General features: G+C 57.0%; 14 protein-coding genes. 7 read left to right on the top strand and 7 right to left on the bottom strand.

From position 1 onward, the window contains the following. Nucleotides 1–33 precede the first annotated feature (33 nt). Nucleotides 34–1548: a threonine ammonia-lyase, biosynthetic gene (gene ilvA, locus ABCS64_RS10830; protein ID WP_418891845.1), complete on the bottom strand. Its 1515-nt coding sequence runs from the start codon at nucleotides 1546–1548 to the stop codon at nucleotides 34–36. A gap of 520 nt (nucleotides 1549–2068) precedes the next feature. On the opposite strand from ilvA, the gene ABCS64_RS10825 reads away from it, so the two are divergent. Beyond that, nucleotides 2069–2377 (top strand): PepSY domain-containing protein, encoded by a 309-nt coding sequence (locus ABCS64_RS10825; RefSeq protein ID WP_418891844.1) that lies wholly within the window; start codon nucleotides 2069–2071, stop codon nucleotides 2375–2377. 80 nt (nucleotides 2378–2457) lie between these two features. Here the strand turns inward: ABCS64_RS10825 and ABCS64_RS10820 are convergent, their stop codons facing one another. Next, nucleotides 2458–2676, bottom strand: a complete 219-nt coding sequence (locus tag ABCS64_RS10820; RefSeq protein ID WP_418891843.1) for a hypothetical protein — start codon at nucleotides 2674–2676, stop codon at nucleotides 2458–2460. A gap of 65 nt (nucleotides 2677–2741) precedes the next feature. Between ABCS64_RS10820 and ABCS64_RS10815 the strand changes: the two genes are divergently transcribed. Both ABCS64_RS10815 and ABCS64_RS10810 read left to right on the top strand, forming a co-directional pair. Then, entirely contained in the window at nucleotides 2742–2951 is a 210-nt protein-coding gene (locus tag ABCS64_RS10815; RefSeq protein ID WP_418891842.1) for a hypothetical protein, read from the top strand. 71 nt (nucleotides 2952–3022) lie between these two features. Further along, a complete protein-coding gene (locus ABCS64_RS10810) occupies nucleotides 3023–3595 on the top strand; it encodes a Yip1 family protein (protein WP_418891841.1) in 573 nt (190 codons plus the stop codon). A gap of 94 nt (nucleotides 3596–3689) precedes the next feature. Here the strand turns inward: ABCS64_RS10810 and dnaE are convergent, their stop codons facing one another. Next, complete coding sequence (gene dnaE / locus ABCS64_RS10805) at nucleotides 3690–7199, bottom strand: DNA polymerase III subunit alpha (RefSeq protein ID WP_418891840.1); 3510 nt, start codon at nucleotides 7197–7199, stop codon at nucleotides 3690–3692. A gap of 282 nt (nucleotides 7200–7481) precedes the next feature. Here dnaE and ABCS64_RS10800 point away from each other — a divergent pair, with 282 nt between their 5' ends. From ABCS64_RS10800 to ABCS64_RS10790, 3 genes are all read left to right on the top strand, one after another. Next, on the top strand, nucleotides 7482–7919 hold the full coding sequence (locus ABCS64_RS10800; protein WP_418891839.1) for a glycine zipper 2TM domain-containing protein: 438 nt from the start codon (nucleotides 7482–7484) through the stop codon (nucleotides 7917–7919). A gap of 238 nt (nucleotides 7920–8157) precedes the next feature. Further along, complete coding sequence (locus tag ABCS64_RS10795; protein ID WP_418891838.1) at nucleotides 8158–9090, top strand: hypothetical protein; 933 nt, start codon at nucleotides 8158–8160, stop codon at nucleotides 9088–9090. Between the two features lie 703 nt (nucleotides 9091–9793). Then, nucleotides 9794–10587 (top strand): IS5 family transposase gene (locus tag ABCS64_RS10790; protein WP_418891373.1). Its coding sequence is split into 2 segments (ribosomal slippage): nucleotides 9794–10070 and nucleotides 10070–10587, totalling 795 coding nucleotides; the frame shifts between segments, so codons are not numbered across the junction. A gap of 732 nt (nucleotides 10588–11319) precedes the next feature. Here the strand turns inward: ABCS64_RS10790 and ABCS64_RS10785 are convergent. The 4 genes from ABCS64_RS10785 to ahpC all read right to left on the bottom strand — a co-directional run bounded on the left by ABCS64_RS10785 (nucleotide 11320) and on the right by ahpC (nucleotide 15556). After that, nucleotides 11320–11961: a nucleotide-binding protein gene (locus ABCS64_RS10785; RefSeq protein WP_418891837.1), complete on the bottom strand. Its 642-nt coding sequence runs from the start codon at nucleotides 11959–11961 to the stop codon at nucleotides 11320–11322. Nucleotides 11962–11982: 21 nt separating this feature from the next. Further along, nucleotides 11983–12957 carry a quinone oxidoreductase family protein gene (locus tag ABCS64_RS10780; RefSeq protein WP_418891836.1) on the bottom strand — a complete coding sequence of 325 codons (975 nt, stop codon included), beginning with the start codon at nucleotides 12955–12957 and terminating at the stop codon, nucleotides 11983–11985. A gap of 253 nt (nucleotides 12958–13210) precedes the next feature. Continuing rightward, the gene (gene ahpF, locus ABCS64_RS10775; protein WP_418891835.1) at nucleotides 13211–14770 is read right to left on the bottom strand and encodes an alkyl hydroperoxide reductase subunit F; all 1560 of its coding nucleotides are present in this window, start codon (nucleotides 14768–14770) and stop codon (nucleotides 13211–13213) included. A gap of 216 nt (nucleotides 14771–14986) precedes the next feature. Then, nucleotides 14987–15556, bottom strand: a complete 570-nt coding sequence (gene ahpC / locus ABCS64_RS10770) for an alkyl hydroperoxide reductase subunit C (RefSeq protein ID WP_479686660.1) — start codon at nucleotides 15554–15556, stop codon at nucleotides 14987–14989. Between the two features lie 227 nt (nucleotides 15557–15783). On the opposite strand from ahpC, the gene ABCS64_RS10765 reads away from it, so the two are divergent. Next, entirely contained in the window at nucleotides 15784–16698 is a 915-nt protein-coding gene (locus ABCS64_RS10765; protein ID WP_418891834.1) for a hydrogen peroxide-inducible genes activator, read from the top strand. Nucleotides 16699–17109: the final 411 nt, after the last annotated feature.

Here is a 17109-nt window from a genome sequence, read left to right as displayed (position 1 = left end):
TTTATTGCTTATAACCGGATAGCCTATATTGGGTCATTTACCAAGGAAAAGACGATAAGCGGGGTTGTCCGTTTCGTTCCAATGTACGTAGCCAAGCTGCTTGAGGAAGTCGCGGAATATTTTCATTTCACCCGGTGGCACCTGCATACCAACGAGAACACGCCCGGTGTCAGCGCCGTGATTGCGGTAATGGAAGAGACTGATATTCCACCCCGCGCTCATGCGGGAGAGGAAATTCATCAGCGCGCCTGGCCGTTCGGGAAATTCAAAACGGTAGAGAATTTCGTTGTCGACCTGCGGCGAATGCCCGCCCACCAGATGGCGGATATGCAGCTTGGCCATTTCGTCATCGGTCAAATCAAGCGCGGCATAGCCATTGCGACGCAGCTGTTCGATCAACTTGAGCGACTCGGCGCGCGAGGCGACCTGGATGCCGACATACACCTGCGCATCGCGGGCGTCGTTATAGCGATAGTTGAATTCGGTAATGTTGCGGGCGCCGATCAGATTCATGAATTTCTTGTAGCTGCCGGGCTGCTCAGGGAGGGTGACGGCGAATACGGCTTCGCGCTGTTCGCCGATTTCGGCGCGCTCGGCGACAAAGCGCAGACGGTCAAAATTCATGTTGGCGCCGGATGCCACGGCAACCAGCGTTTTGTCTTTCAGGCGATTGCGCGCAGCATAGGCCTTGGCGCCGGCGATCGCCAGCGCGCCGGAAGGCTCAAGAATCGAACGGGTGTCCTCAAAGACATCCTTGATCGCCGCGCAGATGGCATCGGTATCGACCAGAATCACCTCGTCGACATGCTGCTGACAAAGGCGGAAAGTCTCTTCGCCGACATATCTGACTGCCGTACCGTCGGCAAACAGGCCGACATGCTTCAGGCGCACGCGCTTGCCCGCTTCGAGCGAGCGCCTCATCGCGTCGGCATCGCGCGTTTCAACGCCGATCACCCGGATATCCGGGCGTAAGCGTTTGATGTAGGCCGCCACGCCGGCAATCAGCCCACCGCCGCCAATGGCGCAAAAAACAGCATAAATCGGCTGGGAATGCTGGCGCAGGATTTCCATGCCGATGGTGCCCTGCCCGGCGATCACCTCCGGATCGTCGAAAGGATGCACAAAGGTGAGTTTTTCCTGCTTCTCCAGCGTGCGGGCATGGGCATAGGCGGCATCATACGTATCGCCCGCCAGCACAACCTCACCACCCCGGTTTCTGACTGCATCGACCTTGATGGCCGGCGTCGTCGTCGGCATAACGATCACCGCACGACAGCCGATTTTCGCCGCCGAGAGCGCGACCCCCTGCGCATGGTTTCCGGCCGAAGCACAGATGACGCCGCGTTTGCGCTTTTCCGGCGAAAGTTTGGCCAGCTTGTTGTATGCGCCGCGCAGCTTAAACGAGAACACCGGCTGCATGTCTTCGCGTTTGATGAGCACGGTATTGCTGATACGCGCCGAGAGGTTGGGGGCAGGATCGAGCGGTGTTTCTATCGCGACATCGTAGATCTGTGCATTGAGAATTTTTTCGAGATAATCGGTAGCCATGACAAGGACTTCTTCACTACGGAAAACCGGGCGATTTTAACAGCCTGCCTATGGACTGGTTGAGCTTTCCTGCCGATGCGGGACTGAAGCATTCTGCTTCGGTTTTCTGACCGTAATGCGCAACCGGCCTGCCGCACGGAGAAACACCGGCTGAAACGAGCCACCCGGCGCGGCTCCGCGCGCAAGTCGGCCATAGCGCGTACCGATCCTGATTTGCCTGGGAACCAATGATGGATAACGCACGCTGCTCCGCCACCAATCGATGCGCCACTCACCCAGAAATTTTTTGCTCTGCTTTTATCCCTTTTTGCAAAATTTCACTGTTTTATAACATGCAAAGGAACAATGAGGCTGCTCACCTCAGTACGATGGCAAGACAGCACGATGGCACGAAAGGCCGATGAATCGAACATCGCTGCGCGGCCTAACGTGCACCTAATTCTTTACCGATACAATGCGCCGCACTGGAACACACGCCAGTCTTTTTTTTAACCACGCATACACATAAGGAGTTCATGTCATGAAAATCACTAAAACCCTGCTTGCCGCACTCGGCGCCGGTTCGCTCCTGGTACTTTCCGCGCCCGCTTTTGCTAAAGACGATCAGTGGTACTACGAAAAAAACCGCAGCCAATACATTAGTTTTGACAAGGCAGCGGAAATTGCCGCGCAGGCCGTAAAGAACGGGCGTGTAACCGAAGTCGAGTTCGACAGAAGCTGGAAGGGTGACCATTTCGATGTCGAAGTTTTCGATGAAAACGGCCTTGAATACGATGTCGTCATCGATGCCAAAACCGGCAAGGTGCTCTCCTCCCGGCGGGATGACTGACCCCGGAAACCGGTACAGGCCGGAGCCCTATCCGGCCTGTACATTTTTTGTGCCGCCCACTGCGGGTGGCAAACGGAGCGCTACTTGAAGTCGTCACGGAGATTTGCCGTGCTGCTGCATTCCGCACCGGGAATGCTAAAGATATTTATACCGCCAACGCGCGTGTAGTCATTGCGGTCGAACAGCTTATCCACATTAAGCTGAACCTGCAGTTTTGGCATGATCGGGTAGGCGGCCACGAGAGCGAACGTCGCGTAGCCGGCAGCGCGCACACCTGCCGAGGACTGGATATAGCCCATGCATTGACGCCGTCGCTCAGCGTAAGCTGATCCGTCAGGACATAGATCGTCCATAGATTGCAGCGATGGCGCGGCATGAGCAGAAAAATGCCATCATCGCGAATCGTTGCGGCGGTTTTGATATTGGTATCAAGGCAGCTGTAACCGGCATGAACACGCCTGTACTTCCACGCCAGGCAAAGGGTTTCGCGGTATTTGACACAGTTTCCACCGACAAGCGCCCGGCAGATATTTTTAGGATAATAGCGGCCTTTCGGGGCAAGCGACGGGGGTAATACCCGCATGGTCTACGGCGAGCTTATTCCCCACTTTCAATCACAGCCCCGTTCAAAGAAAAAGGTTTTGCATGAAACTCATCCGGCACATTATTGGAATTTTGTTTTCACCCAGACAAACCTGGCAGACGATTGCGGCCGAGCAGACCGACGCCCGGGGGTTGTATACCGGCTATATCATGCCCGTTGCGCTGATTCCCGTCTGCGCCAGCCTGGTGGGAACAGTCCTCGCCGCCCGCGCCTCCGGACAGACAGCGCCTGCGTCGTGGCTGTCGATAGGCATTGGTACGGTCGTCGGATATGGGCTGCTGCTCAGCATCATCGGCGCCCTGGCCTGTCTGGCCAATAAACTGTCGCCACGCTTCGGCGGACTCAGTGATCCATCAAAAGCCCTGCAACTGGTCGCCTACAGCGCAACCGCCGGCATGGTAGGCAGCGTTTTTTCCGTTTTTCCGGATTTCATCATTGCCGGCATGTTGGCGCTGCTGTATTCGTTCTACCTGATGTTTCTTGGCGCGCCTGCGATGCTGAAAACGCCGCAAGAAAAAGCTTTTTCTTTTGCTTTCATGATGCTGATCTGCTCCCTGCCGATCGGCGCGGTATTTGCGGGCATATTTAGCCTGGCCTTCTCACTCTTCCGGTAATCACTGGGCTTGCCAACCCGCCGACGGTATTGTCCTTCCCCTTATCGCAGCGCCCGTAGCGCTCTGCCGCGCCAGATCGATTGCGCCGCCCTGCTCACGGATATTCCACCAGCACACTTTCGGGCCTGAGCCATTCACCCAGCGCATCCAGCAGCGCATCCTCCAGCCGAACGCGGCAGGCATCGCCCAGTTTCAGTTCGCACAAGGCCTCGGCATTGCGGTAATTCAGGCACACGGGGCAAGTGCCATCCTGCGTAAAGGGCGCCAGCAATCCTTGCAGGCGCAGCGCGGCAGCGCGCGCATTGCCGCCGCTAGCCTGCCCGTTGAGGGTAATCCGCAACTGGCGGGCAAAGCGCGTGCGCGCTTCGGCCAATGAAAACAGCCGATCCGCGACGATGCGTACTTTACCCTCGCCAGCAAAATCATCGTTCTGCACCTTGCCTTCGACGACCAGCACTTCATCGACCCCAATGCGGTCCCTGTACGTCTCAAACGTTTCATTGAACACGGAGACTTCCAGCGATGCCGAAGCATCATCGAGCTGGATGAAAGCCATTTTGCCGCGCGCAGTAAGTTTGGTGCGCACACTGGCGACCAGCCCAGCAAGAATTTGCGGTTCCTTTCTGGCCTCAAGCCGCGCGAGCGGCCGATGCGCAAAGCGCGAAACCTCCTGCTTGACGGCATGGAAAGGATGCCCGGAAAAAAAGAAGCCCAGCGCCGTTTTTTCCTCACGCAGGCGATCGCGCTCCGGCCAAGGCGCTGCCTCGATATAGTGCGGCTGCTGCTCCGCCTGCGCCGCATCGTCGAGCAGGTCAAACAGACTGACCTGCAGGGCGTCGCGCTCGGCCTGCTCTGCGGCTTCGATGGCAATACCCACCGATGCCATCAGGCGGGCGCGATGGCTGTCGATCGAATCGAAAGCGCCAGCGCGAATCAGCGCTTCGATCGTGCGGCGGTTGACCAGCCGCTTATCGACGCGGCGGCAGAAATCGAACAGATCCTTGAACGCGCCACCCGCGTTACGCGCCGCAACGATGCATTCGACCGCCTGCTGGCCCGTGCCCTTGATGGCGCCCAGGCCATACCGAAGGGTTGCGCGGTCGACCGGCGTAAAACGGTAGCCGGAGGCGTTGATGTCCGGCCCGAGGATATTCAACCCGTTGGCGAGGGCATCGTCGTAAAAAATCTTGACCGTATCGGTATTGTCCATGTCCGACGACAGCGTCGCCGCCATGAAAGCCGCGCAGTGATGGGCTTTCAGCCAGGCTGTCTGGTAGGTGATGACCGCATAAGCTGCCGTATGCGATTTATTAAAACCGTATTCGGCAAACTTGGTCATCAGGTCGAAGAGTTCCTCAGCCAGCGCCGGATCGTAGCCTTTCTTCTTTGCGCCGGCAGCGATCGTCTCGCGGTGCTTGGCCATTTCCTCCGGCTTTTTCTTGCCCATCGCCCGACGCAGCATGTCCGCGCCACCGAGCGTGTAACCGCCGATAATCTGGGAAATCTGCATGACCTGCTCCTGATAGACGATGACGCCGTAAGTCGGCTCCAGCGCGTCTTTCAGGTCAGGGTGGAAATAGTCGATCTTCTGCTGCCCTTTCTTACGCAGAATAAAGTCATCGACCATGCCTGAGCCGAGCGGCCCCGGCCGATACAGCGCCAGCACGGCGATGATGTCTTCAAAGCGGTCGGGCTGGAGCTTTTTGAGCAGTTTTTTCATACCTTCCGATTCCACCTGGAAGATCGCCGTCGTATTGGCATCCTTGAGAATCTGGTAGGTCTTGGGATCGTCGAAGGTCAGCGCGTCCAGATCGGGGCGCGAACCGCTCAAATACTCGACGTAATCGACGGCCTGCTTGATGGTCGTCAAATTGCGCAGTCCGAGAAAGTCAAACTTGACGAGGCCGACTTTTTCAACATCGTCCTTGTCGTACTGGGAGACGACGGAAGCGCCGCTGTCGGCCGAGTAGAGCGGGCAAAAATCAGTGAGCCGGCCGGGCGCAATCAGCACGCCGCCGGCGTGCATGCCAATATTGCGCGTCAGGTCTTCCAGTCGGCCGGCCAGATCGAACAGCTCGCGCACCTCTTCTTCATTCTCGATGCGTTCCTTCAGCTGGGGTTCCGCCTCGATCGCCTTGGCCAGCGACAACGGTTTATTCTGTTCAAGCGGGATCAGTTTGGAAAGCTGGTCGCAGAAGGAATAGGGCAGATCGAGCACGCGCCCGACGTCGCGGATGACCGCTTTGGACGACATCGTCCCGAAGGTGGCAATTTGCGACACGGCGTCTTTGCCGTATTTCTCGCGCACGTATTCGATGACGCGTCCGCGTTTATCCTGACAAAAATCGATGTCGAAGTCCGGCATCGACACGCGCTCCGGGTTGAGGAAGCGCTCAAACAGCAGGGCGTAGCGCAAAGGATCCAGATCGGTGATGCCGATGGAGAAGGCCACGAGCGAACCTGCGCCCGAGCCGCGCCCCGGCCCGACGGGGACGTCATTTTTTTTACCCCAGTTGATGAAGTCGGCCACGATCAGGAAGTAGCCGGAGAAGCCCATTTTGATGATGGTCTCGATCTCGGTGCGCAGGCGGGCGTCATAGGTGGGGCGCTGCTGTGCGCGCTGCGCCGGATCAGGGTATAGCTGCACAAGGCGCCGCTCCAGGCCGCGCTCGGCTTCCGCCACCAAGAAATCATCGAGAGAAATACCCTCCGGCGTCGGGAAGACAGGCAGATAATGCTTACCCAGCGTCACCGTCAGATTGCAGCGGCGGGCAATCTCAACCGCATTCTCGATCGCCGCCGGCAGATCGGCGAAAAGTTCGAGCATCTCGCCCGTTGATTTAAAGTATTGCTCCTCGGTATAGAGGCGGGGACGCCGCATGTCACCGAGCATCTGGCCTTCCGCGATGCAGACGCGCGCCTCGTGCGCCATGAAGTCGCCGCGCTCAAGAAACTGGATCGGGTGCGTTGCCACAAGCGGTAAATCGAGTTCTGTCGCCAAAGCCGCTGTGGCTGTAACCAAACTTTCCTGCAACCGATAATGCGCCGAATCACGCGGCTGGAAACGCTGAATTTCCAGATAGAACGCTTCCGGAAAACGCTTCATCCAGTAACGGGCGCGGCTAGCCGCCAGATCGGCATGCCCCTGCTGCAAGGCTTCACCGACATCGCCCAACGAGGCGCCCGACAGGGCGATCAAGCCATCAAGAGGAACTTCGTCCAGCATCTGACGAGTCACTTCCGCCCGGCCGCGCACACGCGGTGCAAGCTGCGCCCGCGAGAGAAGCTCGCAGAGCTGTAGATAACCGCGATGCGTCCGGCACAGAAGCAGCAGGCGATACGGACGGTCGGGATCGGCCTCATTAGCCAGATAGACATCGCAACCGAGAATCGGCTTGATGCCGCGCGCCCTGGCCGCACTGTAGAACTTGACGAAGCCAAAACAGTTCGCCAGATCGGTCAGGGCAAGCGCCGGCATCCCGTCGGCGGCGGCGCGCATCACAGGCGGACATTCGTGATTTTTGCCGGCATCCAGACGCACCGTACTGTCGGTGATCGAGTATTCGCTATGCAGGCGTAGATGGACAAAACGCGGTTCGGGCATCCGGATATTTTACTGCCCTTCTCCGTACCCTTCATTTTCCCGCCAGACAGCGCAGAACGTTTCTTCTTTGGATGACAGTGTGTATGCCGAATTCTGCCGGATGCGTTACCGGATTTGGCATCTTAACTTGCGGTTTTCCGCCTTGCAGATTCCGGCATCGGTGGGAAACAACTGCTTACAGTTTGTTGAGGACAAAGGGAATGCGCTTCGATAGTCTGCGACGCTCGATGATACGCAATGAAGTAGGCGTGGATTGGAAATTAACCAAAGGAGAACAAGACGATGAAACCTAATAGAGTGCTCGGCGCCGTAATCGTGTTTTCACTCGGCGTGACCACTTCGGCCACTGCGCTGGCCAATGATACCGTCGTTGGCGCCTTGATCGGCGGTGCAGCGGGCGCCCTGGTCGGCCATTCCGTAGGCGGACGTGATGCGATGGTTACCGGTGGGGTTCTTGGCGCAGCAACAGGCGCGGCCATTGGCAGCCAGTCACGCCGTCGCCATAAGTCTGAACATTCAGCGCATTATTATCCGTACCCTCCAAATTACCGTTATTCAGAGAGAAGTTATTCTTATCCGGCGCAGCCCACTTATTATTACGAATCGCCCACATACTATGAGGCGCCGCCCGAAGTCTATTACGAGCCTCGGCGGCGGGGTCATCGCCATGATTATCGCTATCTCCCGATACCTGTCTCCATGGAGATTTACGACGACTGAACATTGACAGCCATTGATTACTGTGACCGCCCGCATTGCATACGCACCATGCTGGCGGTGCAGTGTCGTGAGGCTGCCCCCGCACCGTCATAGCGGCGTCTCCACAGGATACGAATACGCCAGATGAGTCCTCCGTTCCCGATTGACTTTGGTATTACCCTGCCTTAGCATCGGTCGGCGCCGGGGGCTGTAATCCGGTTTTCGATAATCGACTATTCGAATGGGAGAGATGGCTATCATGACGATTCGTTTTCGTTCTCTTGCGCTACCGTTGATGCTCGGTGCGTTGACGTTTGCTCCAATCGCTCAGGCAGTTGATGCTTCGCTGACCACTCAGCCGACCTATCGCTATCAGTTGATCGATACGTTTGAGGTCAAGGGGCGTCAGGGCGTTGCCAGCGACGGCAATTACTACTACGTCAGCGGCAGCAAAGCACTCTACAAGTACGACAAGAACGGCAAGCTGCTGCTTGCCAATGAGACGCCGTTTGACGGCTACCCGATTCCGGCCAATCACATTGGCGGCATCGACGTTTTCAACGGCGAGATTTTTGTCAGCGCCGAAAATTTCATGGACGGCGTCGGCAAGGATATCCAGATTGCCATTCACGATGCTGAAACGCTCAAGCTCAAGCGTTCATTCAGCTTCGAGCCGTCCAGCGGCCAGCAGGAAGTGTCCGGCATTTGCGTCGATACCGACAAGCGCACGGTATGGATGGTCTCCTGGGTGGGCGAGGAAAGCGGGCGTTACATTTATGAATACAGCCTGGACACCGGCAAATACCTGCGCAAGGTACATTTGCAGGCCGTGCCGCAATGGATTCAGGGCATCCATTACTGGAAGGGCAAGCTGTTCGTCACCGCGGACGACGGCAATGCCGACTTCGACGAGCCGGACAATCTGTACCGCATTGATGTCACGGACAAGACCTACGCGCATGTCGTGCGCGAGAAGATTTTCTCCGAGGTCAAACGCCAAGGCGAAATCGAAGCAGGTGGCGTCGATCCAAAAACGGGTGAATTACTGATCCTGTTCAACCGCGGCTCGCGCATCGTGCTTGGCATGGTCAAAGGTTTTTACCCTGGCTACGACAGAGAGATTTCGGAAGTCTACCGCTTCCGGATGACGCCTTATGCCGACAAAGCGACGAAGGCAAAGGCGAAAAAGTAGCCCGCCGCAACCCGCGTAAACAGGGCGTCTTTGAGCAGGCGCCCGGAGGTTCTTTATTTACGTGCATTTCCGAAGGGCTGCCCGCCAGCCCTTTGTTTATAAGGGTTCCAGAGGCACCTACCCTGGGATGCCCTAAATACGCGGGGTTCAGGGCACCCATATTTGAGACGCCAAAATATAGTGGCTCGACTTTGCCAAAAGACAAGGCGGCGAGCCGCAGGCAGTACATTCAGTACGGCAAGGCGAAGCCAACGCCGTATTTTGGCAAAGGAAGCCGCTATTTCAGAAAGGCGCGGGGCAGCTTGGCGGGAACAAAGGCTTGATTGTTTGAGTGCAGCGAGTTGATCAAGCCCGCCGCCAAGCGACCCGCGACAAGGAGTCTTCTGCGCCTGGGGTCGCGTTTCTTTGCTGACTTTCTTTGGCGAGATAAAGAAAGAAGGTAGGAAAGTCAGCAGGGCGCGCTGCCGCTCAGCGCAACGACATCAAGAGAATTCTCGCGGGCGGAGCCAGCACCGACAGTCAAACAACCCTTTCAATCCTTGTTTTTAGGTTCTTCCGGGCACCTGCTCGCTAGCCCGCGTATTTAGGGCGTTTCAAAGGAGGATGCTCGCAAACCCGCGTAAACAGGGCGTCCCAGAGCACCCTACCCGAAAACGCCCTATTTATAAGAACGTGTTCATAGTCTCTGCTGTAAAGTATCGTTATGAACAGAAAAGCCTACCCAAGCGATATAAGTCGCACACAATTTGCTACTCTTCTTCCTCTTTTGGAAAGTGCTCGCAGACGCACAGCACCGCGCAAAGTAGACTTGTACGATGTCTTTTGTGCCATTCTCTATCTTCTACGCAACGGCTGTGCCTGGCGTGCCTTACCGGGCGATTTTCCCAAATGGCGCACCGTTCATTCCTACTTCCAAAGATGGAGTGAGCCCCGGGAAAGTGGCATCAGTCTCTTTGAGGAAGCGTTAAAAAAAATCAGGTGGCCGCAGCACGTCGCAAGCAGGGACGCCATGAAGCAACCACTTTCCTGATTATTGATGCGCAGAGCGTGAAGAACACGGATACCGCCATGGAAAAAGGCTACGATGCTGGCAAGAAGGTTAGCGGTATCAAGCGACATATAGCGGTTGACACGCAAGGTTTGCCGCATGCCCTTGCGGTAACGACGGCGGATGTTACGGATAGAAAAGGCGGCCTGGTGGCATTGGAACGTGACAGAGATAATCTTGGTGCGGTACAAAAAGTCCTTGCCGACGGAGGTTACACGGGTCAGGCATTTGCTTCGTCGGTACAGGAGTTGATTGGTGCGGAAGTAGAGATTGCCAAACGAAACGAATTGCAGCGTTTTGCGGTATTGCCAAAGCGATGGGTAGTAGAGCGCAGTTTTTCCTGGTTGGAAAAGAACAGACGGCTTTGGAAAAACTGCGAGCGTAAGTTGAGTACCAGTCTGCAAATGGTAGTTTTGGCTTTCTTGGGAATCCTGCTACGAAGACTATGAACATGTTCTAAGGGGTACAGAGGAGCCTGCTTGGAGATACCCTATTTACGCGGATTTCCGGGCATGCCCTTTCGCGTATTCGATCACTACGAAGCACCCAACTCTCCCTTAGGCGCAGCCGCAGGCGCGGGGTAGATTGGCGGGAACAAGGGTTTGATTGTTTGAGCGCAGCGAGTTAATAAAGCCCGCCGCCAAGCAGACCCGCGGCAAGGAGTCTTCTGCGCCTGGGGACGCGTTTCTTTGCTGACTTTCTTTGGCGAGGCAAAGAAAGTCAGCGGGGCGCGCTGCCGCTCAGCGCAACGGCATCAAGAGAAGTCTCGTGGGTGGAAGTCAGTGCACATGCTTTAGTAATTCTTGTTTTTTAGTTTTTAGGTCATCTCTGGGTACCTGCCTTGAAATTCTTTATCCGCGCGGGGTTCGGGGCCTCTCCCCGACAGGGAGAGAATTGGAAAAACGCGGGGGCGGAAGCGCAGGTGCATCTTCAAAAAGAGGTGGCCTGAAGCCCGCGTATTTAGGGCATCTCCGGGGCACCTGCCCTGAAGCCCTTTATTTATAAGGGTTCCAGAGATGCCTGACCGCAAACGCCCTATCCACACGGGGTTCAGAAGTGTGCCCCGAAAGCCTCATAGCGGCTCGATTTTGCCAAAAGACCAGGCGGTGAGCCGCGACAGTACATTCAGTACGGTAAGGCGAGCCAGTTCAGTATTTTGGCAAAGGCAGCCGTTCGGCGGCTTAGCCTTCCACCCAGCTGACAAGCGGCTGCCATTGCTCCAAATCTTTGGCGATGCGGGCGGGCGGCAGATCAAACAGCGTCATGCCGTTGGCGGCAGCCTGGATATACAGTTGCGTATCACGCAGATAGGTCAGCGGCGGCAGGCCATACACGGAAAGAAAGCGCGTCAGTTCGCCCGCTGCACGCGTGCGCGCATCTACACGCATACCAACGATGGCGACACGGAGGCGCCCCTTGCGCACCCGTTCCATACTCAGCAGGGTTTCGAGAAATTGTCGCGTCGCCAGAATGTCGAACAGCGAGGGTTGAATCGGCACGATGACGTGCCCAACCTGACTGAGCGCATTTTCCAGCGCACGGCCATGCAAGCCCGCCGGCGTATCAAGGACGGCGCGCGTTGTACTTTCTGACGCAGGCGCCGGGTATCCCTTCTTCCCCATGGATGCTTTGCCCGGGTGCCAGTCGAGGATGGGCGGCAGTGTCGGCGGACGGATCGTTAGCCAGTCGCGTGTCGAATGCTGGTTGTCGATATCGCCGAGCATGGCGCAATAGCCGCGATGCGCGAAATAACCTGCCAAATTGGTCGCCAGCGTCGATTTTCCCGACCCCCCTTTCGGGTTAGCAATCAGAAAAGACTTCATGGTTTTCGTCCTGGTTAAATATTAGGGAAGCAGGACGGTCGATCCGGTCGTCCTGCGTGCTTCAAGATCGCGGTGTGCCTGTGCCGCATCGGCCAGCGCGTAGGTCTGGTTGATTCGGATATGGAGCTTGCCGGTGGCCATGAAGCCGAACAGTTCATCGGCCAGCGCCAGTAACTCGCTACGCTGCGTCATATAGTCCGCCAGCTTGGGGCGCGTCAGAAACAAGGAACCTTTTTGCGTCAGTAGCAGCGGATCAAATGGCGGCACGGCGCCAGACGCATTGCCAAAAGTTACCAGCATGCCGCGCCGGCGCAGGCAATCGAGCGAAGCCATGAAAGTGGCCTTACCCACACCGTCATAGACTACGGAGACGCCCACACCATCGGTGAGCGCACGCACCCGCGCCACGATATCCTCGCGGCCGTGGATGATGACATGGTCGCAACCGTGCTGGCGTGCCAGATCGGCCTTGAATTCGGTCGATACCGTACCGATCACCGTTGCACCCAGCGCTTTCGCCCACTGGCAGGCAATCAGCCCGACACCGCCGGCCGCCGCATGAATCAATACGGTATCGCCCGGCTGGACGCGGTAGGTATGGCGCAACAGATAAGCACTGGTCAGCCCTTGCAGCATCATTGCCGCGCCGGTGCGGAAATCGATGCGATCCGGCAGTTTCAGCAACACCCAGGCCGGCAAACAACGCGCCTGGCAGTAGGCGCCGACCGGCCCGCCTGCATAAGCGACGCGATCCCCCACTTTAAACTCGCTGACGCCTTCGCCGACGGCTTCTACGACCCCCGCGCCTTCTTGCCCCAGCACAGCCGGCAAAGGCAAGGGATACAGCCCGGAGCGCTGATAGGTATCGATGAAATTCAGGCCGACCGCTTCGTGGCGAATTCTGACTTCGCCAGGCGCCGGATCGCCAACGGTAACGGCCTCCCAGCGCAGCACCTCAGGGCCGCCGGTCTGATGAATGCGGATGGCAAAAGACATCAATTTCTCCGGAAAGGTTGCGGACACCCAGTTTACAGCCGTTCAACCGCCAAAGAAATATGACTGGAATCAAAAATAGTCGATGAATCTCCCGCTCGAGCGCATTGAGTCAAGCGACCGTGCGGGCAATACGGTTTGCCGCCGTACCGCCTTATGGGGAAAGAATTTCACCGACCATCAAGCTTTCCCCAGTCTTTTCGGGCAAGCTGACTCTGCACGGCAAGGTGCGGCTCGGAAGAACCGCCAAACCGGGTCAAGCCGTTGCTGCAGGAGAGCGGATCAGATGATCGAACGCCGCCAGCGATGCCTTGGCGCCTTCGCCGATGGCGATCACAATCTGCTTGAACGGCACCGTCGTACAATCGCCCGCAGCAAAAACACCGGGGAGCGAAGTCTGCCCTTTCGCGTCGATCTCGATTTCCCCGTTCTTCGACAGGGCAAGCGTGCCCTTGAGCCAGTCGGTATTCGGCAGCAGGCCGATCTGCACAAAGACCCCGGCAACATCGATGCGGTGTTTTTCGCCGTCGGCACGATCGCTGTAGACCAGCCCGTTGACCTTGCCGTGATCGCCGGTTACTTCCTCGATCTGCACCCCGGTAATCACCTCAACGTTCGGCAATTCGGCCAGGCGTTCGCACAACACGGCATCCGCGCGCAGTTTACTGCGCACCAGCAAAGTGACATGCCCGACAACACCCGCCAGATCAATTGCCGCTTCGACGCCGGAATTACCGCCGCCGACAACAGCAACGCGCTTGCCCTTGAACAGCGGGCCGTCACAGTGTGGACAATAGGCGACACCATGGCCGCGGTATTCTTTCTCTCCCGGCACGTTCATTTCGCACCAACGCGCACCCGTCGAGATAACTACACTGCGGCTCTTGAGCACACCGCCGCCTGCCAGGTGGATTTCCGCCAGGCCGTTGTCGCGTACGGTCAGGGACTTGGCCTGTTGCAGGTTCATGATATCGACACCGTAATCACGTACGTGCTGTTCCAGGCCAGCGGCCAGTTTCTGGCCATCAGTTTCTTTGACGGAAATAAAATTCTCGATAGCCTGCGTTTCGAGCACCTGTCCGCCGAAACGCTCGGCCACAACGCCCGTCCGCAATCCCTTTCGCGCCGCATAAATGGCTGCCGAGGCCCCGGCAGGCCCGCCACCCACGACAAGAACGTCAAAAGTCTCTTTTGCCGAAATTTTTTCGGCTTCGCGCGCGGCTGCGCCAGTATCGAGCTTGGCGATGATTTCCTCAAGGCTCATGCGCCCCTGCCCAAAAGGCTGCCCGTTCAGAAAAACGGTCGGCACGGCCATGATTCTGCGTTCATCGACTTCCGCGCGAAACAGCGCCCCGTCGATCATGTCATGGCGGATACCCGGATTCAGCACGGCCATCAGATTCAGCGCCTGCACAACGTCCGGGCAATTATGGCAGGAGAGCGAAATGAAAGTTTCAAAGTGAAATTCACCCGTCAGCGCCTGAATCTGCTCGATGACAGACTTTTCAACCTTGGGCGGATGACCGCCCGTCTGTAACAGCGCCAGCACCAGCGAAGTAAATTCATGCCCCATCGGCAGACCAGCAAAACGAATTCTGGCCGTGTCTCCCGGACACCCGACGGTGAAGGACGGCCGACGTGCATCCGCACCGTCATGGCGTACGGCCACCCGTTCGGACAATGCGCCGATCTCGTCGAGCATGGTGCGCATTTCCACAGATCGATCGCTGTCATCGAGAGAGGCGACGAGTTCGATCGGGCGTTGGAGGCGTTCAAGATACGCCTTGAGCTGGGTTTTGATGGTGTCGTCAAGCATGGTTCGTTTTTCCTGAAACGTATCGATCAGGCCGCGCTATTTACGTGCTGCGCACGGTCTCTAGAAGTTTGTGCCGGATATGCCGGAATTGGGACATGAAAAAGCTTGGCAGCGGAAGGTCCAAATAATCGGAAACTGCCATCCCGGCAAAACCGGAATGGCAGTTCATTGGCGGCACAGGGCGACATATGGCCGCCCGGCTGTTGAATCTGACGCCTAGATTTTACCCACCAAGTCAAGCGATGGCGCCAGCGTTTTCTCACCTTCCTTCCACTTGGCGGGGCAAACTTCACCGGGGTGCGCAGCGACGTACTGCGCAGCCTTGACCTTGCGCAGCAATTCACTGGCATCGCGACCGATGCCGCCGGCGTTGATCTCGATAATCTGAATCTTGCCTTGCGGATCGATGACAAAGGTTCCGCGCTCCGCCAAACCGGCATCCTCGATCATCACGCCAAAGTTCCGCGAGAGAACGCCCGTTGGGTCGCCGACCATGATGTATTCGATTTTGCGGATCGTATCGGAGCTGTCGTGCCAGGCCTTGTGCGTGAAATGGGTATCGGTGGATACACTGTAGATTTCAACGCCCAGCTTCTTGAATTCTGCGTAGTTATCGGCAAGATCCCCCAGTTCAGTCGGGCAGACGAAGGTAAAGTCGGCCGGGTAGAAAAAGACAACGGACCACTTGCCGCGCAGGTCGTCATCGGACACTTCGATAAACTTGCCAGCATGGAATGCGGTGGCTTTAAAAGGAAGCACTTCGGTATTAATCAGCGATTTCATCATCGTTCTCCTTGGTTGATGAAGGGGGAAATTGGGTAGGCAAATATTACGGGAGCGCATAGAATTAATCCAATTTATTATTTTTATGGGGCCAATAGCCAATGGCTATTCTGTATTTAATATTTTGGATGCCATTGCTGTTTTCGGTCCAAAACGTGTATGCCACTACATCTGTTTTTCCGCGTTAACTCTACTTTGGAACACTTTTCGCGGCTTTCCGGTAACGAGCGATGACACTGACCGAACTTCGCTACATCGTCACGCTTGCCAGAGAGCGGCATTTTGGCCGTGCCGCCGAAAAGTGCCATGTCAGCCAGCCGACCCTGTCCGTTGCCCTGAAAAAAGTCGAGCAGCGCCTCGGCATTACGCTTTTTGAGCGTTCTTCGACCGAGGTCCGCCCCACTCCGTTGGGCGAACAGATTGCCTGGCAGGCAGAACGCGTGCTGGAAGAATCGGCGCGTCTCGACGAAATTGCCGGACAGGGTAAAGACCCCTTATCCGGAACGCTGCGCCTTGGTGTCATTTTCACGATTGCGCCCTATCTGCTGCCGCGTCTGATTCCGGCGCTACATGCCCGTGCGCCACACATGCCGCTTTATCTGCACGAGAATTTTACGGTTCGGCTAGCCGAGAAATTGCGCCGCGGCGAACTCGACGTCATCATCGTCGCCGATCCCTTCAGCGAGCCGGGCATCGTTGCCAGCCCGCTTTACGACGAGCCATTTTGTGTCGTGCTGCCTTCCGGCCATCCGCTGGCCAAACAAAAGCGCCTCCCGCCGGAAGCCATTGCCGCCGAAAACCTGCTTCTGCTCGGACAGGGTAATTGTTTCCGCGATCAGGTCGTACAGGCATGCCCGAAACTTTCCGAACCCGGCGGCATGAGCGGCGCGCTGGAGGGTAGTTCGCTGGAAACCGTGCGGCACATGGTAGCCAGCGGTGCGGGAATCTCTGTCGTCCCCTGTTCGGCAGCCGAATCCTGGCCGCAGGATGAGACGCTGATCGAATATCGCCACTTTGTCGATCCCGCGCCATTCCGGCGTGTGTTGCTGGCTTGGCGCGTCACGTTTCCCCGGCCCCAGGCCATTGATGCTGTGCGTGAAGCCATTCGCAGCGCATTGCCGCCAGGCGTCCGTAGCGTGCGCTGAAACCCGATGTCTGCCCATGCCAAGCCATCCCGGGTATTCCCGACTTTTTCTTGATGCTTATCTGCCCACCAACGACCCACTTTCCGCGTTTCTTCCAGGGACATGCCTTGTGCTTTCCGGCCCAGTGCACGTATTTGAAAAAGGAAGTTCGAAGGCATTGACTGAGCCTCTGGCGGTAATTTGCGCGCAATCGTAGTACCTTCTCATCCAACAGATCGTGCTATTCACCGCCCATGCCCATGCACCGGGGAATGGCGCACTGTCGGGCAGGTTTGGTAACACTTTATCGCGGTTTTTTCTGCAGATGTATTGCGCCCGGAAGCCACTTGCCACAAAGCGCGAAAACACAGGCAGCTTAAGGCGCGGATCGTGACTTGCTTCTTTATACGGGAATGCGCACAAAGCACTTGA

Origin of the sequence: Dentiradicibacter hellwigii (genome assembly GCF_041770905.1) — a bacterium.
GTDB classification, from domain to species: domain Bacteria; phylum Pseudomonadota; class Gammaproteobacteria; order Burkholderiales; family Rhodocyclaceae; genus Propionivibrio; species Propionivibrio hellwigii.
The sequence above is the reverse complement of the archived record's forward strand: the minus strand, read 5'-3'. Positions and strand labels throughout refer to the sequence as shown.